This window comes from Paracoccus rhizosphaerae, assembly GCF_026162645.1.
Taxonomy (GTDB): Bacteria; Pseudomonadota; Alphaproteobacteria; order Rhodobacterales; family Rhodobacteraceae; genus Paracoccus; species Paracoccus rhizosphaerae.
Genome location: NZ_JAOTBE010000055.1, coordinates 1 through 21575 on the forward strand (window position 1 = coordinate 1; position 21575 = coordinate 21575).

Annotated in this window: 21 protein-coding genes and 3 tRNA genes; 19 read left to right on the forward strand and 5 right to left on the reverse strand. The window is 66.4% G+C overall.

Features of this window, described 5'->3' with window-relative positions; translation table 11 throughout:
* Nucleotides 1-264 precede the first annotated feature (264 nt).
* The 3 genes from OC184_RS15445 to OC184_RS15455 all read right to left on the reverse strand — a co-directional run bounded on the left by OC184_RS15445 (nt 265) and on the right by OC184_RS15455 (nt 3704).
* Entirely contained in the window at nt 265-2586 is a 2322-nt protein-coding gene (locus OC184_RS15445) for a hypothetical protein (protein WP_265508072.1), read from the reverse strand.
* Between the two features lie 119 nt (nt 2587-2705).
* A tRNA-Asn gene (locus OC184_RS15450) sits at nt 2706-2780 on the reverse strand.
* A 60-nt stretch (nt 2781-2840) separates the two neighbouring features.
* Nucleotides 2841-3704, reverse strand: a complete 864-nt coding sequence (locus tag OC184_RS15455) for an MBL fold metallo-hydrolase (RefSeq protein ID WP_265508073.1) — start codon at nt 3702-3704, stop codon at nt 2841-2843.
* A gap of 34 nt (nt 3705-3738) precedes the next feature.
* On the opposite strand from OC184_RS15455, the gene OC184_RS15460 reads away from it, so the two are divergent.
* From OC184_RS15460 to OC184_RS15475, 4 genes are all read left to right on the forward strand, one after another.
* On the forward strand, nt 3739-5094 hold the full coding sequence (locus OC184_RS15460) for an ATP-binding protein (protein ID WP_265508074.1): 1356 nt from the start codon (nt 3739-3741) through the stop codon (nt 5092-5094).
* Between the two features lie 118 nt (nt 5095-5212).
* The gene (lon, locus tag OC184_RS15465) at nt 5213-7630 is read left to right on the forward strand and encodes an endopeptidase La (RefSeq protein ID WP_265508075.1); all 2418 of its coding nucleotides are present in this window, start codon (nt 5213-5215) and stop codon (nt 7628-7630) included.
* Nucleotides 7631-7755: 125 nt separating this feature from the next.
* Nucleotides 7756-8052, forward strand: a complete 297-nt coding sequence (locus OC184_RS15470; RefSeq protein ID WP_265508076.1) for a DNA-binding protein — start codon at nt 7756-7758, stop codon at nt 8050-8052.
* Between the two features lie 60 nt (nt 8053-8112).
* Nucleotides 8113-8187: transfer RNA gene (locus tag OC184_RS15475), tRNA-Val, on the forward strand.
* 7 nt (nt 8188-8194) lie between these two features.
* Here the strand turns inward: OC184_RS15475 and OC184_RS15480 are convergent.
* Together OC184_RS15480 and OC184_RS15485 are read right to left on the reverse strand one after the other, a co-directional pair.
* Complete coding sequence (locus OC184_RS15480) at nt 8195-8761, reverse strand: retropepsin-like aspartic protease family protein (RefSeq protein WP_265508077.1); 567 nt, start codon at nt 8759-8761, stop codon at nt 8195-8197.
* On the reverse strand, nt 8758-9378 hold the full coding sequence (locus OC184_RS15485) for a MarC family protein (RefSeq protein ID WP_265508078.1): 621 nt from the start codon (nt 9376-9378) through the stop codon (nt 8758-8760). Before OC184_RS15485 ends, OC184_RS15480 begins: the two co-directional genes overlap by 4 nt.
* A gap of 136 nt (nt 9379-9514) precedes the next feature.
* Between OC184_RS15485 and OC184_RS15490 the strand changes: the two genes are divergently transcribed.
* From OC184_RS15490 to OC184_RS15560, 15 genes are all read left to right on the forward strand, one after another.
* Nucleotides 9515-9775: a twin-arginine translocase TatA/TatE family subunit gene (locus OC184_RS15490; protein ID WP_265508079.1), complete on the forward strand. Its 261-nt coding sequence runs from the start codon at nt 9515-9517 to the stop codon at nt 9773-9775.
* 19 nt (nt 9776-9794) lie between these two features.
* A complete protein-coding gene (tatB, locus tag OC184_RS15495; RefSeq protein ID WP_265508080.1) occupies nt 9795-10262 on the forward strand; it encodes a Sec-independent protein translocase protein TatB in 468 nt (155 codons plus the stop codon).
* A gap of 1 nt (nt 10263) precedes the next feature.
* Nucleotides 10264-11121, forward strand: a complete 858-nt coding sequence (gene tatC, locus OC184_RS15500) for a twin-arginine translocase subunit TatC (protein ID WP_265508081.1) — start codon at nt 10264-10266, stop codon at nt 11119-11121.
* A complete protein-coding gene (locus tag OC184_RS15505; RefSeq protein ID WP_265508082.1) occupies nt 11118-11957 on the forward strand; it encodes an ATP-binding protein in 840 nt (279 codons plus the stop codon). Before tatC ends, OC184_RS15505 begins: the two co-directional genes overlap by 4 nt.
* Before the next feature lie 9 nt (nt 11958-11966).
* Nucleotides 11967-13247 (forward strand): helix-turn-helix transcriptional regulator, encoded by a 1281-nt coding sequence (locus OC184_RS15510; RefSeq protein WP_265508083.1) that lies wholly within the window; start codon nt 11967-11969, stop codon nt 13245-13247.
* Between the two features lie 58 nt (nt 13248-13305).
* On the forward strand, nt 13306-13665 hold the full coding sequence (locus tag OC184_RS15515) for a response regulator transcription factor (RefSeq protein WP_265508084.1): 360 nt from the start codon (nt 13306-13308) through the stop codon (nt 13663-13665).
* 10 nt (nt 13666-13675) lie between these two features.
* On the forward strand, nt 13676-13954 hold the full coding sequence (locus tag OC184_RS15520) for a hypothetical protein (RefSeq protein ID WP_265508085.1): 279 nt from the start codon (nt 13676-13678) through the stop codon (nt 13952-13954).
* Nucleotides 13944-16610: an ATP-binding protein gene (locus tag OC184_RS15525; RefSeq protein WP_265508086.1), complete on the forward strand. Its 2667-nt coding sequence runs from the start codon at nt 13944-13946 to the stop codon at nt 16608-16610. Before OC184_RS15520 ends, OC184_RS15525 begins: the two co-directional genes overlap by 11 nt.
* A 59-nt stretch (nt 16611-16669) precedes the next feature.
* Nucleotides 16670-17770 carry a FliM/FliN family flagellar motor switch protein gene (locus tag OC184_RS15530; RefSeq protein WP_265508087.1) on the forward strand — a complete coding sequence of 367 codons (1101 nt, stop codon included), beginning with the start codon at nt 16670-16672 and terminating at the stop codon, nt 17768-17770.
* An 87-nt stretch (nt 17771-17857) separates the two neighbouring features.
* Nucleotides 17858-18076, forward strand: a complete 219-nt coding sequence (gene infA / locus OC184_RS15535) for a translation initiation factor IF-1 (protein WP_010397442.1) — start codon at nt 17858-17860, stop codon at nt 18074-18076.
* A gap of 13 nt (nt 18077-18089) precedes the next feature.
* A complete protein-coding gene (locus tag OC184_RS15540) occupies nt 18090-18701 on the forward strand; it encodes a Maf family protein (protein WP_265508088.1) in 612 nt (203 codons plus the stop codon).
* Nucleotides 18698-19753 carry a ribonuclease E/G gene (locus tag OC184_RS15545; protein WP_265508089.1) on the forward strand — a complete coding sequence of 352 codons (1056 nt, stop codon included), beginning with the start codon at nt 18698-18700 and terminating at the stop codon, nt 19751-19753. Before OC184_RS15540 ends, OC184_RS15545 begins: the two co-directional genes overlap by 4 nt.
* Nucleotides 19753-19920, forward strand: a complete 168-nt coding sequence (locus OC184_RS15550) for a DNA gyrase inhibitor YacG (protein ID WP_265508090.1) — start codon at nt 19753-19755, stop codon at nt 19918-19920. The genes OC184_RS15545 and OC184_RS15550 overlap by 1 nt, the downstream gene beginning before the upstream one ends.
* A gap of 103 nt (nt 19921-20023) precedes the next feature.
* Nucleotides 20024-20099 (forward strand) — tRNA-Phe (locus tag OC184_RS15555).
* Nucleotides 20100-20541: 442 nt separating this feature from the next.
* A complete protein-coding gene (locus tag OC184_RS15560) occupies nt 20542-20721 on the forward strand; it encodes a hypothetical protein (protein ID WP_265508091.1) in 180 nt (59 codons plus the stop codon).
* Nucleotides 20722-21575 lie beyond the last annotated feature (854 nt).

A 21575-nucleotide genomic window follows, 5' to 3' on the forward strand; every position in this document is an offset into this window, starting at 1 on the left:
GGCCTGACGCTGCGCAACCCACAAAGCTCCGCGCCAGCCCCCGTTGCCCAACCCGCCCAAACAGGCAAAAACCAAACCCGGAGTCTCGCTCACGCTGGATAAAAGTTGGGGGCAACGTCAGACGTCACGCGCGTGACGAGCGGCAGGAAGGTCCCGCGTTGCAGACCCGGGGCGATTTTTTGGGCACTGTGCCAACCTGAGCAGTCCGCGCGACCAATCCGGTCGCTCCCGATGGTTAAGAACCTTTCGCCGGTGGCGGTGGCGCTAAGCTACGACTCGCAGCCCATGTTCCTTCGCCCGCGCGTTTACGACGGCAGAATGCGTGTCGAAAGGCTTCCTGATCATCGAAATGTCGACCACGACGGACTTCATCCGCTCGGCGAGTGTCTCGATTCCCAGACTCTGACCATAGGAACGGTCGCCCTCGTCGGTATAGGTGTGTCCCATGAGGCGGCAGCGAATGGCATCCGATTTGTCGTCCCCCAGGAGATCGTGGTGGAACGTGGTGCGGAGGGCGTGGAAGTCCAGACCTGGCCAGTAGCATGCGTTGGTCCGCCGGTAGTAGCCGAAACACTTGCTGAAATTCGCGGAAAAAGTGCCTTTCTGCTTGCTACGGTTCAGGGACGGGAACATCCGGATGTGACCCTGCGTCTTGCGCATCTCGACCAGTTTCAGCAGGCCGAGCTCGATCAGCTGTGGGTGGATTGGAAGTTTACGGGCACTGCTGAGGGTCTTCACGCCATTGATGATGTTGTGGCGGATGCGGAGATACGGGATTCCTTTGTCCGATGCGAAGTCGTCGGGGCCCAGCTGGAGGATCTCCTCCATGCGCATGCCCTGATGCCGCGCAATCAGCGGCGCCCAGAACAGCGGATCGCCCACGTCGTCGAGGGGCTCCTGGTAGATCCGAGAGCCGAACAGGTCGTCGATCCGGTCGTCCCAGGCTTCCCGCTTACGTTCACCTTCGGTGCTCTTGAGCTTTTTCTCCTCATCATTGCTCCAGGAGCAGATGCTGAACGGGTTCTGGTCGATGAGCTGCATGTCCATCAGCATCTCGCCGACGGCGCGCATCACACGCCCGTGCTTGATGTAGGTCGTCACCGAGATCCGTGCCACTTTCCCCTCAAGGCGCATCTTATCGATCTCTTCGGACCCTGCACCGCGGGCTTCCGCAGCCTTGATGTCTTTGTCGATCTGGGCCTGCCTGGCGTCTGCCATCTCGATCAGTTCGATCAGATTGTATTTGCCGCGATCCTTTTCGGACTTGCTGTGGTTCGCCGGGACCGCCCAAAAGCGCTCGAGGGCATCATTCACATCGTCCACATGAATCTCATCCACCGGTTCGTCGCCAAGAGCAGCCGGCCAAAAACTGCGCGCGAGCCGATATTTGCCTTGGTGATCTTGGCAAAGGCGCCTCTCGACAGGCCATTTTTTCTGTTCTTCCGAGATCTTCTTGCGTTTCTGGTGCATGTTGAAAGGCCCCACGTAGCCCCAGCTCAGAAGTTCGAAGTAGAGCTCGATTGCTTCGACGAGCGTGATGCCACGCTGTTTCTCGAGAGCCGCACGGGACTGTTCGGAGAGCAATTTCAGGTCGACCAGGATACGGGGCGGGCGGGCCGCGATACGCACCTTCTGCCAGTATACCACGTCATAGCCTTCAGGACTGTCAAGGCCGGCTGGCACGATGATCCGCGTGAGGGACGTCGAGGCGTCGGGGGCCGCAGAGACTTGGCCGGAAGCCACGGCGGGCTGAACGGACGCCTTCGCTTCCGATGCAGTGGGGTCGGCGGGGGCGGCGGGGGCGGCGGGCGGGCTTTCCGCGACGGTTTTCGTCGGTGCAAAGGAGGCAGCGGCGGGCACGGGCGTTGGTGTGTGGCCCGCGGAAGCGAAGGAGGCCGGCACGACATCCAGCCCGACTGACGTAGCCGCCGGGTTCGCGGGATTTGGTCCGGATGTGGCGATGGCGCGGCGGAAGAAGATTGTCGGCTGATCGTAGAGGCCCTGCCGGCGGCGCGCACGCTCCTGGCTTACATCGAGCAGGACCTTCGTCGCCTCATAGGCCAGCGCCGTCCAGTCCTCGTCGGCCTCGTCGAGTTCGACCCCGAGTTGTGCCGCGACATGACGGAGCGGCTGTCGCGCGACCTCCCGATCGCCGAGATAGAGCGCTTGGCGCAAGGTCGCCTGGAGTGCCTCCTCCCGCCGGAGATCCATGGCGGCTGCATCGGAGCTGCGCCATCCAGCGGTCGCGCGCGCACGCTCGAAAGCCTCGATCTCGAAGCGAGCGAGGCTTTCCAGCATCCGGACCTGTGTTTCGGGCGCAATCGCCATCATCATCTCCGCGTCTGCGGCGAAGACCAGATCGCTCATCTCGGTGAGGCGGCGGGCCAGGATCTTCGCGTCGCGGAGGACGTGGGTGCGAAGCGAAAGGCACAGGAACGTTTTTCTCGATGGGGTCCAGTTTTTCTCGTCCCCAGGCTGGCCATCACTGCCACCCCGGTCCCGTAGGGACCGAAGCAGGCGTCTGCGCCAGTAGTAGCCGGTCCGGCGGATTTCGAGATGGGGCGGCAGGCTCCGATTCCGGGGCATGGGAATGCCCTCCTGTGCACACGATGTGCACCGCCGGGTGCACGTGAATGTGCACCTCGTCGTCGAGCCCCGACTCGGAATCTCGGAAAATCAGTGATTTCGGTAGCTTGCTTTAATTTTGGCTCCGGCGGTAGGGATCGAACCTACGACCAATTGATTAACAGTCAACTGCTCTACCGCTGAGCTACGCCGGAACACGAGGGGGATATAGCAACGTCGTATGGGGGCGTCCAGTGGGTAGGAGCGACTTTTTGTCAGCCGGGTGAAAAAATCGTGGCGGCGTTGATTTCTTCTTCGGAAACAATGGCTCCGAGATGCCAGAGGGCGATGAGGTGGGCGAGGACGTTGCGTTCGGCCGCCGGCAGAAGCGCATCGCGGACCTTGTAGATGCGGCGTGCCACGCCCGCTGCGGAATCGGGCTGGTCCTTCAGGGCGGTCAGGACCTGTGCGGTCCGCAGCCTGCGGTGGCGGGCCAGTTCGGCAAGGCGGGGGAGGGGGGAGGCGATAGGGCTTCCGTGCGTGGGAAGAAGTCGGGCGGGGGCCGCGGCTTCAAGCCTGGCGAGGGAGCGGAGGTAGTCGCTGAGGTCGCCGTCGGGTGGCGAAATCAGCGTTGACGACCAGCCCATCACCAGATCGCCGCAGAAGATGGTGTCGTGCCACTGAAAACACAGATGGCCGCCTGCATGACCGGGCGTATGCATCGCACGCAGCGACCAGTCGGCGGTGGCGACGACCTGATCGTCCGCCAACAGGCGGTCTGGGGCGAAGTCGAGGTCCACACCCTCGCCGCCGCCCACAAGTCCTTGCGCGGCCAAACGTGTCATTACCGGAGAGCGGCCAGCCGTCGCGCCTCCGAAAGCCAGGACCGGCGCGCCGGTCAGGCGCGACAGCCGCGCCGCGCCGCCGCTGTGGTCGCGATGAGCATGCGTGACAAAGATGTGACTGATCCGGTCCCGCCCGGCGCGGGACACGGCGTCCAGATGGGCTGGGTCGTCCGGACCGGGATCGATGACGGCGACGTCGTCTTCGCCGATCAGGAACGTGGTCGTGCCAGGCCCCGTCAGGGGCGAAGGGTTGTCAGCCAGGATGCGCAGCGGCTCTTTCACAGAAGCGGTCATGGGATTAGCCTAGCCTGCAAGGAGAATGCTTTCCATGCCGAACCACATCGAGGGGCCGATTGCGCGGACGTTGGTGCCGCGGGGGCTCTATGCCCGCGCCGCGCTGATCCTGTTCCTGCCGGTCGTCGTGGTGACGCTGGTGGTCAGCGTCATGTTCCTGCAGCGGCATTTCGACGGCGTCACCCGGCAGATGACTTCCAGCATGGCGCATGAGCTCGAGTTCGTGGCGCGGCAGGTGGCGTTGTCCGAGAGTCCTGACGAGGCGCGTCTGGCCGGTAAGGTCGTGGCGGCGCCGCTGGAACTGGAACTGCAGCTGCCGGCCAAACCCGAGGGTGGCGACCGTCGGCTGTTCTACGACTTCTCGGGGCGCATCGTGACCGAGGTGCTGCGCGATGCCCTGCCGCAGGTGCTGTCTGTTGACTTGGCCAGCAACGACAAGCGCGTCGACGTGGTTCTGGAGGGGCCGTGGGGGCCCTATCTGCTCAGCTTCGACAGGCGGCGCGTCAGTGCCTCGAACCCGCACCAGCTGCTGGTGCTGATGGTCTTCACGTCGCTCCTGATGTCGGGGATCGCCACGATCTTCCTGCGCAACCAGTTGCGCCCGATCCGCCGGCTGGCCTATGCGGCCGAGGAATATGGCAAGGGGCGGATGGTGCCGTATCGACCCTCGGGCGCGGTCGAGGTGCGCAGCGCAGGCACGGCCTTTCTGGACATGCGCAACCGGCTGGAGCGCCAGAACGAACAGCGCAAGCTGATGATGTCGGGCATCAGCCACGACCTGCGCACGCCGCTGACGCGGTTGCGTCTGGGCCTGTCGATGATGTCGTCCGACATGCCGCCCGACGATGAGGATATCGCCTCGCTCGAGGCCGACATCGCCGAGATGAACCGCATGGTCGACGGCTTCCTGGACTATGCCCGCGACGACGCGCAGGACAGCCAGCCCGAGCCGACGGCTGCGGCGGCCTTTGTCGAGGCCGTCGTCGCGGATGCGCAGCGGGCGGGCCAGCGGGCCGACCTGGTGCTGTTCGAGGGAGACCGCGACGGGCTGGCGACGTTCCGCCCTGACATGCTGCGCCGGGCCTTGGAAAACCTGATCGGCAACGCCGTCCGCTATGGCAGCCGGGCCGAACTGGACGCGGCGCTTGGGCCGCGCAGCCTGCGCATCGGCGTCGAGGACGACGGCCCCGGCATCCCCGAAGACAGCCTCGAGACCGCGATGCGGCCGTTCACGCGGCTGGACCCCTCGCGCCGCAGGAACAGTGCCCAGGGTGCCGGGCTGGGACTGGCCATCGCCGCAGATGTCGTGCGCGCCCATGGCGGGCAGCTGCGGCTGGGGCGCGGCGACAAGCTTGGCGGCCTGCGGGCCGAGATCGTCATTCCCCGGTGAAATAGGTGGTATTGTCCCGGTCGTATTGAACGCGGCCGCCGCGAGCCCTAGATTGGCGCCATGCAGGGGCCGTGCGTCGCCATGACGGGGCCACGGCTTCGGGCGGAAAGGACAAGACATGACGGAATTCACCACTCAGACCTACCCGGTGCTGCCCTTGCGGGACATTGTCGTCTTCCCGCACATGATCGTGCCGCTGTTCGTCGGTCGCGAAAAGTCGGTGCGCGCACTGGAAGCGGTCATGGAATCGGACAGCCCGATCCTTTTGGCGGCCCAGAAGGACGCGTCTGTCGACGAACCCGACGAAAACGGCATCTACCGGACTGGCGTCGTGGCCAACGTGCTGCAGTTGTTGAAGCTGCCGGACGGCACCGTCAAGGTGCTGGTCGAGGGGCGCGAGCGTGTCGAGATCACCGGCTTCGTCCCGAATGACGACCACTTCATGGCGACCGCCCGCCCGCTTGAGGAAGCCGAGGGCGACGAGGCGACGGTCACCGCGCTGGTGCGCACGGTGGCCGAGGAATTCGAACGCTACGTCAAGGTGCGCAAGAACATTCCCGAGGAGGTCGTCGCGGCCGTCGCCGAGGCGACAGAGGCCGGCAAGCTGGCCGACCTGGTCGCGGGCCACATGGGCATCGACCTGGAGCGCAAGCAGGATCTGCTGGACACGCTGGTCGTGGCCGAGCGTCTCGAGAAGGTCTATGGCCACATGCAGGGCGAGATGTCGGTCCTGCAGGTCGAGAAGAAGATCAAGTCGCGCGTCAAGACCCAGATGGAGAAGACGCAGCGCGAGTACTATCTGAACGAGCAGATGCGCGCGATCCAGAAGGAGCTGGGCGACGGCGAGGACGGGCAGAACGAACTGGCCGAACTGGAAGAAAAGATCCAGAAGACCAAGTTCAGCAAGGAAGCCCGTGAAAAGGCCGAGGGCGAGCTGAAGAAGCTGAAGTCGATGTCGCCGATGTCGGCCGAGGCGACGGTCAGCCGCAACTACCTCGACTGGCTGCTGTCGCTGCCTTGGGGCGTCAAGTCGCGCACCCGCAAGGACCTGCCGCGTGCCGAGGCGATCCTGGACGCCGACCACTATGGCCTAGAAAAGGTCAAGGAACGCATCGTCGAATACCTGGCTGTGCAGGCCCGCAGCCAGAAGCTGAAGGGCCCCATCCTGACGCTGGTCGGTCCTCCGGGCGTGGGCAAGACCTCTCTGGGGCGGTCGGTCGCGAAGGCGACCGGGCGTGAGTTCATCCGCATCTCTCTTGGCGGCGTGCGCGATGAGAGCGAGATCCGGGGACACCGGCGGACCTATATCGGGTCGATGCCCGGCAAAATTATCCAGGCGCTGAAGAAGGCCAAGACCACGAACCCGCTGATCCTGCTGGACGAGATCGACAAGATGGGCCAGGACTTCCGCGGCGATCCGGCCAGCGCGATGCTGGAGGTGCTGGATCCCGAACAGAACTCGACCTTCGTCGACCACTATCTCGAGGTGGAGTACGACCTGTCGAACGTCATGTTCGTGACCACGGCCAACAGCTACAACATGCCGGGGCCGCTGCTGGACCGGATGGAGATCATCAGCCTGTCGGGTTATACCGAGGATGAAAAGCGCGAGATCGCGAAGGGCCACCTGCTGGACAAGCAGATCGAGGCCAACGGCCTGCGCAAGGGTGAATTCAGCGTGACGGATGAGGCGCTGACCCACATCATCCGCTATTATACTCGAGAGGCTGGCGTTCGTTCGCTGGAGCGTGAGATCGCCAAGCTGGCCCGCAAGGCTGTGACCGAGATCCTCAAGGGTAAGGTCAAGTCCGTCGAGGTGACGCCCGAGAAGGCCGAGGAATACCTGGGTGTCCGCCGTCACCGCTATGGCTTGGCCGAGAAGGAGGATCAGGTCGGCGTGGTGACGGGGCTGGCATGGACTTCGGTCGGCGGCGACCTGCTGCAGATCGAGGCGCTGCGCCTGCCCGGTAAGGGCCGGATGAAGACGACCGGCAAGCTGGGCGACGTGATGAAGGAATCGATCGACGCGGCCTCTAGCTTCGTGCGGTCGGTGGCGCCGGAAATCGGCGTCAAGCCGCCGGAGTTCGACAAGCGTGACATCCACGTCCACGTTCCCGAAGGTGCCACGCCCAAGGACGGACCGTCAGCGGGTATCGCAATGGTGACCTCGGTCGTGTCGGTGATGACCGGAATCCCGGTCCGCAAGGACGTCGCCATGACCGGAGAGGTGACGCTGCGCGGCAACGTGCTGGCGATCGGCGGGCTGAAGGAGAAACTGCTGGCGGCCCTGCGCGGCGGCATCAAGACGGTGCTGATCCCGCAAGACAATGAAAAGGATCTTGTCGAGATCCCGGACAACGTCAAGCAGGGTCTGACGATCATCCCCGTTGCCAATGTCCGCGAGGTGCTGCGCCACGCCTTGGTGCGTCAGCCGGTGCCAGTCGAATGGGACGAGGCTGCCGAAGAGGCGGCCGAGGCGGCGCGGCTGGACCGCCAGCGGTCGAACGAAGGCCCCGGAAGCACCGTCGCACACTAAGCCGGCGGACCGAATGACCTAACCGGGGGCGCGCGACGCCCCCGGTTTTTTCATGCATGGGCAAGGTTGACGTAAAGTCAGATCGCGCTAGGCTGTAGGGACATTTCCGGGAGGGGGAACCAGGAATGACCCATGAAACAGGCCAGCCTGCTGCCGTGCAGGACCCGCACCCTGCTGTCGTGGTGCAGAAGCGTGACTTCATCGACCGCGTCATTGCCGCCACGGGCGCCCGCCGGACCGATGCACGCCCGATCATCGAGGCGACGCTGGCCCAGCTGGGGTCGGTGCTTTCGGCGGGGCAGACCCTTGCCATTCCGCCACTGGGCCGGGCGCGCATCAACCTGGAAAAGGATGCCCGCGGCGGCGATGTGATCACGCTGCGCCTGCGCCGCAGACCCGCGCCGAACGAAACCGACGCGTGATAGAAAGCCGCGAAAGCCCTCTTGCAACCGCCTGTCGCTGACGCTAGAAGCCAGCGCGACGGGTGATTAGCTCAGTGGTAGAGCGCTTCGTTCACATCGAAGATGTCGGGGGTTCAAATCCCTCATCACCCACCATCCTACCTCAGCGCTCCAGGATCAGCAGGTCGCCTTCGAAGCTGACGCGTGCGAAGCGCCGCAGGTAGGACATTCCCAGAAGCGAATCCCGCAGCTCGGAATCGATGACCACAGCCGCGACGTTGCGGTCGACGGCGTGGCCGATGGCGAACCGGTCGATCCTGACCGAGGCGGTGGGGATGCGGCCGTTCGCGGTGACCGCAATGCCGTCGAAGCGCAGCCGCGCCGGGTCGAGGCCGATGCGGACAGCGTCGCCGCGGCTGAGGGCGATGCTGCTGGCGCCGGTGTCTATGATGAACTTGACCGGCGTATCGTTCAGTTGCGCGGTCAGGTGGAAATGGCCGTCGCGGGACACAGGGATCTCGATGCGGCTGCCGTCGGCAGAGATTTGTTGGGCTAGGGGGCGCATCCACCAGTCGGCGGCGAGGGCCAGACCCACGAAGATTACCGCCCACAGCATCAGCTGGCGCAGTGCCTGGCCGCTGCGTCCCGACAGCTCGAATATCATGGCGCCGCCGATGACCACCAAAAGAAGACCGTACCAGATCAGCCGGGGGATGTCGGCCTCGGTCATCCGAAAAGACCCAAGCCGCGGATCCCGTCGATCACGAACTGCACCGACAGCGCGGCCAGCAGCATCCCCAGAAGCCGCGTGACGACCATGACGCCCGTCCGCCCCAACGCCCGCGCCAGGGGCGTCGCCAGAACGAACAGCACCATGGCGATGGCCAGCACCGCCAGCATAGTCAGGTTCACCATCAGCAGATGCCCGATCCCCTGACCCTCGCCCACCAGGAGGATCATGCTGGCCAGCGCCCCCGGTCCGGCCAGCAGCGGCATGGCCAGCGGGAAGACCGACGGATCGTGGCCGGGGTCGTCGCCGTCGGCCTGGCCCTCGCGTCGCTCAGTGCGCCGTTCGAACAGCATGTCCAGCGCTGTCAGGAACAGCAGAAGCCCGCCCGCGATCCGAAAGGCCGAGATCGAGATGCCGATGGCCGACAGGATCGTCTCGCCCGCCAGGCCGAACAGCGTCAGCAGGATGGCCGCGATCACCAGCGCACGCAGGCCGATGCGGCGGCGGTGCAGCCCCGACATGCCGGGCGTCAGCGCGATGAAGACCGGTGTCAGGCCGATCGGGTCGATGACCACGAACAGTGTGACGAAGGCGGTGATATAGGTGGACATGTCCATGCGCCCTTATCGCCCGCCTTTCAGGCGGTGCCAAGCGCAGCGATCCGACGCTCACGGGAAAGGGCTTTGCAATTGCCGCCGCGAATCCGTAAATATCGGCAGCGGGCGGCCTTCTGGCCCCGCTATGGAGTCTTTCATGCTGAACAACATCGGCCTTCCCGGCCTTCTTCTGATCGCGGTCGTCGTCCTGGTCCTGTTCGGGCGCGGCAAGATCTCGTCGCTGATGGGCGAGGTCGGCAAGGGCATCACCTCCTTCAAGAAGGGCCTCAAGGACGGCAGCGAGGAACATGACGCTGCCGCAGAAGATCAGGTCCGTCCCCTTCCCGGTGAACGGGCGCGCGACGTGACGCCGCACACCACGCCCGCCTCGGCCCCGCAGTCGACCGACCGCAGCTGAGCCACGGAAGGCACGTCCCATGCTGGATGTCGGCTGGACCGAACTGCTGTTGATCGGCGTGGTGGCGCTGATCGTGGTCGGTCCCAAGGACCTGCCGCACCTGTTCCACGCGCTTGGCCGGATCACGGCCCGCGCCCGCAGCATGGCGAGGGAATTCACCTCGGCCATGGAGGACGCAGCCAAGGGCAGCGGCCTTGATGAAGCGGCGGGATCGCTGCGCGACATGAAGAACCTGACTTCGAAAAAGGCGCTTGGTCTGGACGCGCTGGACCGCGCGACCGAGCGGTTCGAGAAGTGGGACCCCAAGCTGCCGACCCCCCGCAAGAGCGTGCAGCGCGACCCGTCCACACCACGGGCCCAGACGCCCGCGCCGCAGTCCGCGGCGACGCCCGCGGCCGCCTCGCCGGCCGCCACCGATGCGGCGCCGGCACAGGCTTCGCCGCGCCGCTTGCGGGCGGTGCGCCGCAGCGACATGAAAGACGACTGACGTGGCCAGCAAGACCCAGAACGACAACGAGCTGGATGACAGCTCGGCCCCGCTGATCGAACATCTGGCCGAGCTGCGGACCCGGATCATCTGGTCGATGATCGCCTTCATCACGGCGATGGTGCTGTGCTACACGGTCTGGAATCCGATCTACAACTTCCTGACGCAGCCGATCTGCCACGCACTGGAAACGCGCGGGCAGGAATGCGGGCTGATCCTGCTGAAGCTGCAGGAGGGGTTCTTCGTTGCGATCCGCATTTCGCTGCTGGGCGGGTTCGTGCTGGCCTTTCCGATCATCGCCTATCAGATGTGGCGCTTCGTGGCGCCGGGGCTCTACCGCAGCGAAAAGGCGGCCTTCCTGCCGTTCCTGGTCGCGTCTCCGGTGATGTTCTTCATCGGCGCGGCCTTTGCCTTCTACATCATCCTGCCCATGGCCTACGACTTCTTCCTGGGCTTCCAGCAGGGTCCGTTGCAGCTGCCCGACGACGCGACAGTGCCCGTGGCGGAAAGCCCGCTGGCCGCGATCGTCTTCCAGGGATCGGTGGACGAGTACCTGTCGCTGACGACCAAGTTCATCCTGGCCTTCGGGCTCAGCTTCCAGTTGCCGGTCCTGTTGACGCTGATGGGGCGGGCGGGCCTTGTCTCGGCGGAGGGGCTGGGATCGGTGCGCCGCTATGCGGTGGTGGCGATCCTTGTCCTGGCCGCCATCGCCACGCCGCCCGACGTGATTTCACAGGTGGTGCTGTTCACGGTGGTCTATGGCCTCTACGAGGTCTCGATCCAGCTGGTTCGCCGTATCGAGAAGAAGCGCGCGGCCGAGCTGCGCGCCCAGGGGCTGTGGGTCGAGGACGACGAGTGACCGACCCGCTGGACCGCATCGCCGCCGCGTTGGAGCGGCTGGCCCCGCCACCCGTGCCGGTGCCGGACTTCCGCGGCGCCAGCGCCTATGTATGGCATCCCGACCCCGACCGGCTGGAGCCTGTGGATCAGGTCGACCGGGTCGATCTGGTGCAGCTGATCGGCATCGACCGGGCGCGCAGCACGCTTTTGGCCAACACGCTGCAATTCGCGCGCGGTCACGGTGCGAACAACGCGCTGCTCTGGGGCGCGCGGGGGATGGGCAAGTCGTCGCTGGTCAAGGCGGTGCATGCCGAGGCCGTGGACCAGGGCCTGCCGTTGGTTCTGGTAGAAATTGCGCGTGACGACCTGGGCAGCGTCGACAGGCTGCTGGCGATCCTGGGCCGGGCGACGCACCGGCGGTTCCTGCTGTTCGCTGACGATCTGTCGTTCAGCCACGACGACACGCAATACAAGTCGCTGAAGGCGGTTCTGGACGGCGGGATCAGCGGGCGTCCGGCGAACGTGATCCTCTATGCGACGTCGAACCGGCGCCACCTGATGCCGCGCGACATGATCGACAACGAACGCGCCACCGCCATCCACCCCGGAGAGGCGGTCGAGGAAAAGGTCTCGCTCTCGGATCGCTTCGGCCTGTGGCTGGGCTTCCACCCCTGCGACCAGGATCAGTACCTGGCGATGATCGACGGCTATTGCGAATCCTACGGTTTGAGCATCGACCCGGACCGTCTGCGGGCCGAGGCGATCGAATGGCAGGCCACGCGCGGCGGCCGGTCGGGGCGCGTTGCCTGGCAGTTCTTCACCGACCTGGCCGGGCGGCATGGGCTGGCGGTCTGATCCCGCGCGATGAGCGCGGGCCCCCATACCCTGACCGGCACCCGCATCCGCGAACGCCGCATGGCCCTGTCGCGCCGGCAGGCCGATCTGGCGCGGGCCGTGGGGATCTCTCCGGCCTATTTGAACCTGATTGAACATAACCGGCGCCCTGTCAGCACCGAACTGGTGGAGCGTCTGGCTGCCGAGCTGGAGGTTCCCGCCGACGAGCTGGCCGAAGGCCGCGAAGAGGTCCGCATCGCCGCCCTACGGGAGGCCGCCGTCCATCCCGCCGGGGCGGGCAGCGTCCCCGAGCTTGACCAAGTGGCCGAGTTTCTGGCGCGTTTCCCGGGCTGGGCCGCGCTGCTCATTGCCCATGCCCGCCGCGCTGGCGCGCTGGAACGTCAGCTGGTCGACCTGTCCGACCGCATGACGCAGGACCCGTATATGCTGACCACGCTGCACGAGGTGCTGTCGGCGGTCACGGCGGTCCGCTCGACCGCCGCGATCCTGGTCGAGGAGGACGAGATCGCCCCCGAATGGCGCCAGCGGTTTCACGCGAATCTGCATCAGGACAGCCAGCGCCTGTCGCTGACCGCGCAGGCGCTGGTCGCCTATCTGGACAGCTTCGAAGCGGAAGGCAACGCGGCGACACCGCAGGAAGAGGTTGAGGCCTGGCTCGCGCAGGGGGGCGATGCGCCTGCGGACCTGTCCTCGGACGCGGCGCGGGACATGGCCGCGCAGGTGCAGGCCGATCTTCTGGCCGACCGCCAGGCGCTGCCGGATCGCGCCCTTCTCGAGGCCATTCCGCTGGCCGGCACGCCGCCCGACCCGGTGCTGATGGCCGCCCGGCTGGACCTGCCGCTGGATCTGGTGCTGCGGCGGCTGGCGGACCTGCGCCCGGCGGGCTTCGAGGGCGCCGGCCTTCTGATCTGCGACGGCTCGGGCGCGCTGTTGCTGCGGCGCGCGGCGCAGGGCTTTGCGCTGCCGCGTCCCGGGGACAGCTGCGCGCTGTGGCCGCTGTTCCAGGCGCTGGCCGCGCCGCAGTCGACGCTGGAGAGGGCCGTGGCCCTGCCGGACGGGCGGCTGTTCCGGACGCTGTCCCATGCGACGCGCAGCCAGCCGCGGGGCCTGGCGGGACCCGTCCTGTCACGCGCGACGATGCTGGTCGTGCCGGCCGACGGCCCGGCCCCTGCAGACACCCTGTCAATCGGCCCGGCCTGCCGGATCTGCCCGCGAAACGGCTGCCCGGCGCGGCGAGAGCCGTCGATCCTGGTCCCGCAGCTGCCCGTCCGCCCTGCACGAGGGCTTTGACACGGCGTTGTGATCCGTCACATGATCGCCGCGCTTGGCCGGGGGAGGGCAAAAGCGGATGCAACTGGACATCCTGATGATTGAGGATGAACCCAACATCGCCGAGGCGGTGCGCTTCATCCTGTCGCGCGAAGGCTGGCAGGTGGGCCTGCACCCTGACGGCGCCGGTGGGATCGAGGCGATCCGCGCCGCGCGTCCTCGCCTGGTGATCCTGGACCTGATGCTTCCCAACCGGTCCGGCGCCGAGATCCTGGCGGAGCTGCGCGCGGCCGACGACAGCACGCTGGCCAGCACGCCGGTGCTGATGCTGACCGCCCGGGGACAGGCGGGTGAGGCTGCCTCTGGCGCTGATGCGATGCTGACCAAGCCCTTCGACAATGCCGACCTGCGCGCGCAGGTCCGGCGGATGCTGGCGTGACGGCAGCGCCATGCCCGACCGCCCGCTGTTTCTTGAACGCGCCTCGTTCCACCGCCGCAGGCTGGGCGATGCTGCACGCGTCCTGCCGATCCTGGCCGCTCTGCTGGTGCTGGTGCCGGTCTGGTGGATCCCGTCGCAGGTCAGCTATGCGGGTGGGGCGGTCTGGATCTTCGGCCTCTGGGCCGGGCTGATCCTGGCCGTCCGCCTTCTGCACCGCGCCCTTCTGCAGGCCGAGGCCGCCACCGCCCGAGCAAGCGAAACCCCCGAGGAGCGCCGGGATGCCCTTTGAGGCGCTTCTGGCAACTTGCCTGGGCTACGTCGTGCTGATGTTCGGGGTGGCCTATGCGGCCGACCGGGCGGCGGCGCGGGGGCATGTGCGGTGGCTGGATCATCCGCTGATCTATACGCTGTCGCTTTCCGTCTATTGCTCCGCCTGGACCTTCTATGGCGCGGTCGGTTACGCATCGCGATCGGGGCTGGAGTTTCTGACCATCTACCTGGGCCCGACACTGGTCTTCACCGGAGCTTGGTGGGGACTGAGGCGGCTGGTCCGGGTCGCGCGGATGCACCATGTCACCTCGGTCGCCGACCTGATCTCGGCGCGGTTCGGCAAGTCCAACCGGCTGGCCGCCATCGTCACGCTGATAGCCGTGATTGCCTCAACCCCCTATATCGCGTTGCAGCTGCAATCCGTCCGCCTGTCATTCGAGGTCTTCGCGCTGAACGCGCCGAACGGCGCCGGGCGCGACGGCCTGGGCGGAACAGGTCTGTGGGTGGCGGCGGGCCTGGCGGTGTTCACCATCCTGTTCGGCACGCGCAACCTGGCCGCCGACGAACGCCACCACGGCGTCGTGACGGCCATCGCGCTTGAGGCGGTGGTCAAGCTGGTGGCCTTCGTGGCCCTTGGCGTCTTCGTCATCTGGGGGCTGGCCGACGGGCCGCTGGACATGCTGGACCGCATCTCTCGCGCCGGGGCCGATCCGGAACTGGCCGAAGGCTGGCTGCTGAAGCCCGACCGCTGGACGGCGCTGATCCTGGTCTCGGCCGCCGCCATCCTGACCCTGCCGCGCATGTTCCAGGTGCTTGTCGTCGAGGCCGCCGACGAGGAACGCCTGCACGTGGCGGGTTGGGCCTTCCCGGCCTACCTGTTCGCGATGTCGTTCTTCGTCCTTCCGATCGCGGTCATGGGGCGCGAACTGCTGCCTGCAAGCGCGAACCCCGACCTCTATGTCCTGACGCTTCCAGCGGCGCAGGGGCAGAACCTGCTGGCGCTGCTGGTGTTCCTGGGCGGGTTTTCGGCGGCGACCTCGATGGTCGTCGTTTGCGCCATCGCGGTGGCGACGATGGTGTCGAACCACTGGCTGGTGCCGGTCTGGCTGGCGCTGCGCCGCATCCCCGCTGGCGACGAGGCCGATGACCTGCGCGGCTTCGTCCTGAATGCGCGGCGCGTGGCGATCCTGGCTGTGATGGCCGCGGGCTGGGTCTATCACGAGGCGTCCGGCGGGACGGCGGCGCTGGCCTCGATGGGGCTGGTGGCGTTCACGGGGATGGCGCAGGTGCTGCCTGCGATGCTGGGCGGGCTGATGTGGCGTGGGGCCAACCGGAAGGGTGCCTATTGCGGGATCGGCGCGGGACTGGTCCTGTGGATGACGATGATCTTCCTGCCGTCGGTCGGGGTGGGGGGCGATCTGCCGGTGCCGGCCGGCATGGACCCGTGGACCCTCGCCGTCCTGCTGTCGCTGGTCCTGAACACGCTGGCCTTCATCGGCGTGTCGATCTTCGGCTTCCCCGACCCGGTCGAGCGGCTGCAGGGCCTGTCGTTCGTCTCGGCGGTCGAGCCGATCCGCCACAGCCGCATGATGCGAGGCGACGACCGGGCCGAACCCCTGCTGGCCATGGCCCGCCGCGTCTGGGGCGCCGATCCGGCCCTGCGCTATTTCCAGGCCGAGGCGCGGGCGCAGGGCAAATCGGGCTATCTGCCTGACCTGACGCCCAGTTTCCTGACCCGGCTTGAACGCCGGCTGGCCGGGTCCATCGGATCGGCGACGGCGCATGCAATGATCGACCGCGTCGCGGGGGGCGTGGCGCTGACCGTCGCGGACCTGCTTCAGGTCGCCGACGAGGCGCAGCGCGCCAAGGAGGAAACTCAGCGCCTGGAGGCCGCGCAGGCCGAGCTGACCCGCACCGCCCGTCAGCTGCGTGAGGCGAACGACAAGCTGACCGCCCTGTCGGTTCAGAAGGACGCCTTCCTCAGCCAGATCAGCCACGAACTGCGCACGCCCATGACCTCGGTCCGCGCGTTCTCCGAGATCCTGAAGGACCCGACCCTGACCGAGGAAGAGCGCGGCCGCTTTGCCGGCATCATCCATGCCGAGGCGGCGCGGCTGACCCGGCTGCTGGACGACCTGCTGGACCTGTCGGTGCTGGAAAGCGGCCGAGCGCAGATGACGGTGGGCGTGGCGAACCTGCACGACCTGATCACGCGGGCGCTGACAGCGGCCTCGGCCACCCGGCCCGAGCGCGGCTTCCTCATCGACCGCGATCTGCCGACCGAACATCTGGGCGTCATCACCGATGCCGACCGTCTGCTGCAGGTGCTGATCAACGTCATCACCAACGCCCGCAAATATTGCGACGCCGATCATCCGGTGCTGACCATCCGCGTGCGTGGGCGCGAGGGTGGCGGCGCGATCATCGACGTCATCGACAATGGCAGCGGCATCGACAGCGGCCGGCAGTCCCTGATCTTCCAGAAGTTCGCACGTCTGAATGACCCGGCGCGTGCCGGCGGCGCGGGCCTTGGTCTGGCGATCTGCCGAGAGATCATGCTGACCCTTGGCGGCGGGATCAGCTATCTGCCGGGGCAGGGCGGGGCGGCCTTCCGCATCGTCTTGCCTCCGCGCCCGCCGACCCGCGCCGGGGGTGCCGAACCGCTGAGCGATTAACCCATTCTCAACCTTGTCCACGGATGGTGGGGACAACGACAGCCTGATTCGGACGTAACATGACCCCTCCAGACCAAAGTGACGGTGCGGTGCGCCTGCCCCAAGGCCAGGGCGTCCTTCGCCGGATGTTGCGGGACCGCAACCAGGCGCGGCTGGGGCAGGGCGGGGCGCCGCAACTGCCGCAGCTCCCGGCGCCGACGCCGGCGCGCGCGGCGGCGACGGCGATCGGACGCGCGGCGGATCGGCTGTATGGCCTGCCGATGCTGCCGATCTCGGTCAAGCCGGGGGCGCTGACGCTGGCGGAACTGCCGGAACTGCTGCCCGACCTGCCGCTGGTGGCGGTCTTGCAGGGTCCGGGCGACAACCTGGGCGCCATCGGCATGTGCCCTCAGACCGTCGCCGCGCTGATCGAGTGGCAGGCCTTGGGTCGCGTCACCACCCGCGCGCTGGAGCGCAGGCGCCCGACCCGCAGCGACGCGCTGCTCTGCTCGGACTTCATCGACGCCCTCCTGCACGACCTTCCGGCCGAGATGGAGGGGGTCGAGGGTTTCGAAGCCATTTCCGGCTATCGCTTCCTGACCCATCTGGACGACCCGCGACCGCTTGGCCTCATGCTCGAGGACAAGCCCTTTCGCAGCCTCTCGTTCGAGTTGCGCGTCGGCGGGACCGAGGCACGAGAGGGGCGGCTGCTGCTGGCCCTGCCGCAGTCGGGCCTGGCGAAACGCCCGCCCCGGCCGGATGCGCCCGCCGTTGTCCCGCCACCTCTGCCACCGGCGGCCCCCCGTCCGACGCTGCAGGCTGCCGTCCAGGATGCTCCGGTGGAGCTCTCTGCCATTCTCTGCCGCCGCCACGTGTCGTTGGCTGAACTGCGGGCGCTGACCGAGGGCAGGCTGCTGTCGCTGCCGCGAAGCTGCCTGACACAGGCCACCCTTGAAACTGTGTCAGGCCAGGTGGTGGCGGGCGGAAAGTTCGGCGAGGCCGAAGGCTGCCACGCCATCCGGCTTCGCGACCTGTCCGTGCCGCTGTCCGAAGCCCCGGCCGCGCCCGCCGCCGGGATGGCGCCGGCGGCCATCGATCTGACCCAGCCCGACCCCTTCAGGGCGCCGCAGGCACCGATGGGCGACTTCATGGCCACCCCGCTTGATGCCATGGGCGGTTGAAACGACGCTTTTTCCTTGAAATCCGGGCGCTGCGGACGCATGTAACGTCGGTCCCGAATCTGGCGGGACGATCATTATGGAGTGACCATGGCCAAGGAAGAAATGCTCGAATTTCCCGGCGTCGTGAAGGAACTCCTGCCCAATGCGACATTCCGGGTCGAGCTTGAAAACGGCCATGAGATCATCGCACATATGGCAGGAAAGATGCGCAAGAACCGCATCCGCGTTCTGGCCGGCGACAAGGTTCAGGTGGAAATGAACACCTATGACCTGACCAAGGGGCGGATCAATTACCGCTTCAAGTAAGGCCGTGTCGGCCATGGCCGACGCGGAAGCCGCAACGGCGCCCCGGCTGATCCTGGGATCGGCAAGCCCCCGGCGGTTGGAGCTTCTGTCCCAGATCGGGATCGTGCCCCACGCGCTTCGCCCCGCCGATATCGACGAGACACCCCGACGGTCCGAGACGCCGCGCGACTATGTCCGCCGGATGGCTGCCGAAAAGGCCGCCGCGCTGGATTTGGCGGGTGACGAGGCAGCGCTGACCGCCGATACGACCGTCGCGGTCGGGCGGCGCATCCTCGGCAAACCTGCCGACCGCGCCGAAGCTGCAGCCTTCATGCGCATGATGTCCGGACGCCGCCATGCCGTCCTGACGGCCATGGCCCTGCGCCACGGCGACAGGACAGCCCTGCGCCTGGTCGAGACGAAAGTCCGGATGCGCAGCATCGACGGGCGCGCGCTCGAGCGGTATCTTGACGTGGGGGACTGGCAGGGCAAGGCCGGCGGCTATGCCATCCAGGGCGCGGCGGCTGCTTTCATCCCGTGGATCCAGGGATCGTTCTCGGCCGTGGTGGGACTGCCGCTATCCGAAACGGCGGCCATGCTGGCCGCAATCGGCATCCATCCCGCCGCAAAAGGAGAGGATCGATGAAAGGTCGCCAAGTCGTTCTGGGCCATCTCTTCGGTCTCGAGGCTGCCGCCCTGATGCAGGATGGCCAGCTGATCGATCTGCTCGTTGCGCCCGAGCCGCTGAGCGATCTGCCACCCGGCGCGATCTGCCGCGCCGCCACCGATCGCTTCATGAAAGGGCAGGGCGGCGTCTTCCTGCGCCTGCCGGGCGGGCAGACGGGCTATCTGCGTGACCGTAAGGGCGTGTCGGAAGGCAAGCCGCTTCTGGTCCAGATCGCCGGCGTTGCCGAGGACGGCAAGGCCTTGCCGTTGTCGACGCGACTTCTGTTCCGCGGCCGGCATGTGCTGGTGACGCCCGAGGCGCCCGGCGTCAATGTCTCTCGTCGCATTCGCGACGAGGAACGGCGCGACGAACTGGCGGCGATGGGCCGCGAGGCACTGGCCGATAGGTCGCACGGCCTGATCCTGCGCAGCGCGGCCGAGACGGCCGACGACGAGGATATCGAAGCCGAACTCGCCGAGCTTATCGGACTGGCCGACCGCATCTGCGCCGAAACCACCGGCGCCCCCGAGCTGCTTCTTGATGCGCCCTCGCCTTGGGAGCAGGCGTGGATGGACTGGGCCGATCCCGCGCCCGACGCCGTCGAGGAGGGGGATGACAGCTTTGACCGCTGCGGTGTCCTCGAGGCGGTCGATGACCTGCTGCAGGCGCAGGTGGACCTGCCGGGGGGCGCCTCGGCCTTCATTGAACCGACGCGTGCGCTGGTTACCGTGGACGTGAACACGGGCAGCGACAGCTCGCTGGCAGCGGGGCTGAAGGCCAACATCGCCCTCGCCCGGGATCTTCCGCGACAGCTGGCGTTGCGGGGATTGGGCGGGCAGATCGTGATCGACTTCGCACCGATGCCCAAGCGTGACCGAGTGGCACTGGATCAGGTCCTCGGCGCGGCATTCCGCCAAGCGGGTGCCGAAACGACGTTGGTCGGCTGGACGGCGATGGGTCTGTTCGAGCTGAACCGCAAGCGCGACCGTCTTCCCTTGGCGCGCCTCGCCGCCGCAGCCGGGGGGGCATGATGGCCTGCCCTATCTGCGGCAAGGACAGCCAGCCGCGCTACCGCCCGTTCTGCTCGAAACGCTGCGCCGACGTCGACCTGGCGAAATGGCTGCGGGGCGACTACGTGATCCCCGGCCCGCCGCTGGATGAACTCCCATCCGACGATGCCGACCGGCCAGAAGACTGAAATTGCCGATCCAATGCTAAAAAGTGCCGGAATGGGGCTGGACACTCGCGCCGCTGCTGCGTAAACACCGCTCACCCCACGCTGACTACGGCGAGGTCAAGGGGCCCGGATAGCTCAGTTGGTAGAGCAGCGGATTGAAAATCCGCGTGTCGGCGGTTCAAATCCGTCTCCGGGCACCATAAGATTTAGTTATATTAATAACATTATTGCTAGTTGCACATTGGGGCGTAGCAAGTGTTTTGGGTGGCACTGGAGTGGCAGAGAGCACTTATTACTACTACTACGTCTAAATCGTGTTGCGGTTTTCCCGCTTCAAGATGCCTCTGTGGCCTGATCCGTTGTTCCCTGCCTGCATGACAGGTGGAGGGATGATATGGGCAGACCGCATCCCACGGCACTCCGACAGCGCGGTGTGGTGGTCGTGGAGGAGGGGAGCTCGCATCGTCCAGCCGCTGCGCGGTTCCGGGTTTCGGTGAGGTTCGTCAACGACATGGTGATCCTGGAGCACGAGACGGGCGGGTTGGCCCCGCCTGTCCAGAGCCATGGCGGTGGTTATGGCAAATGGGTTGGCGTGGGGGCTGGATCACCGCGCCAAACCCCGATCTACCCCCGAACGACCTGATGGGCGAACTTGCAGATCATCATGGCATCGCCATTCACCGTGTCTCGGTCTGGAGGTTTTCGCGCAGTCTCGGGCTGACCCACGAAAAAGGCCTGCAAGCCCTCGAGCAGAAGCGGCCCGAGATCCGGCAGGCCATATCTGCATCACGCGACGCCAACCGCTCACGCGCAGCGCGTTGACGCGCCTCGGCTTCATCGACGAGACATCGCCGAAGACGAACATGGCCAGGACCACCGGATGGCCTTCCAAAAGGCGCGCCTTGTCGACCATGCGACCTTCGGCCACTGCAACACCCGGACCTTCATCGCCGCCCTGCGCCATGACCGGCTGGATGCGACCCGGGGGTGACTGGCGGTGCCATGAACCGCGGACTGTCCGAGTTCCATGGCGAAACCCGACTGGCCCCGACACTGCGACCCGGCGAGGTGATCATTCCGGATGACCTGTCATCGCACAGGAGCCCCAAGGCCGCGGCGACCACGAGCGCCGTTGGCGCATGGTTCTAGGTCTTGCCTCTCTGTAGCCCGGATCTGAGCCCAACCGAGATCATTCGGGCGTTCACCCGGGCAAATGGTGTCCACGCCCTCAAATTCCCAAAGCTCAAGGCCCTGATCCGAAGAGCCGCCACGCGAACCTGCGAGGCTCTCTGGCACGCTGTCAGGCAGGTCTGCGATCTGTTCAGCGATGAGGACTGCTGAGATCTCTTCAAAGCCGAAGGATATGAAGCCGATTAGACGCAACGCTCTTTGATTGGTTCATAGGTCTCATCTATCTTGTAGAAGCGATGCAGGCGGTCGTGGCCCACACTTTCTGTCCTACTGAATTTTCGCCTCGCCGCGAACCCACTCTTTCCTCGCATCGGAGGAGATGATCATGCCCCCTGCATACGCCACCGAACGCCTCGTTTGCATTTTGGACCTGTCCCGGTTCCGTTCCGGTCTCGTGCTCATGTTAGGCGGCCTTGTTTTCGAAGGCCACGGGTGATTTCCAGCCCAATGCAGAGTGTCGGCGCCGCGGGTTGTAGAAGCCGTTG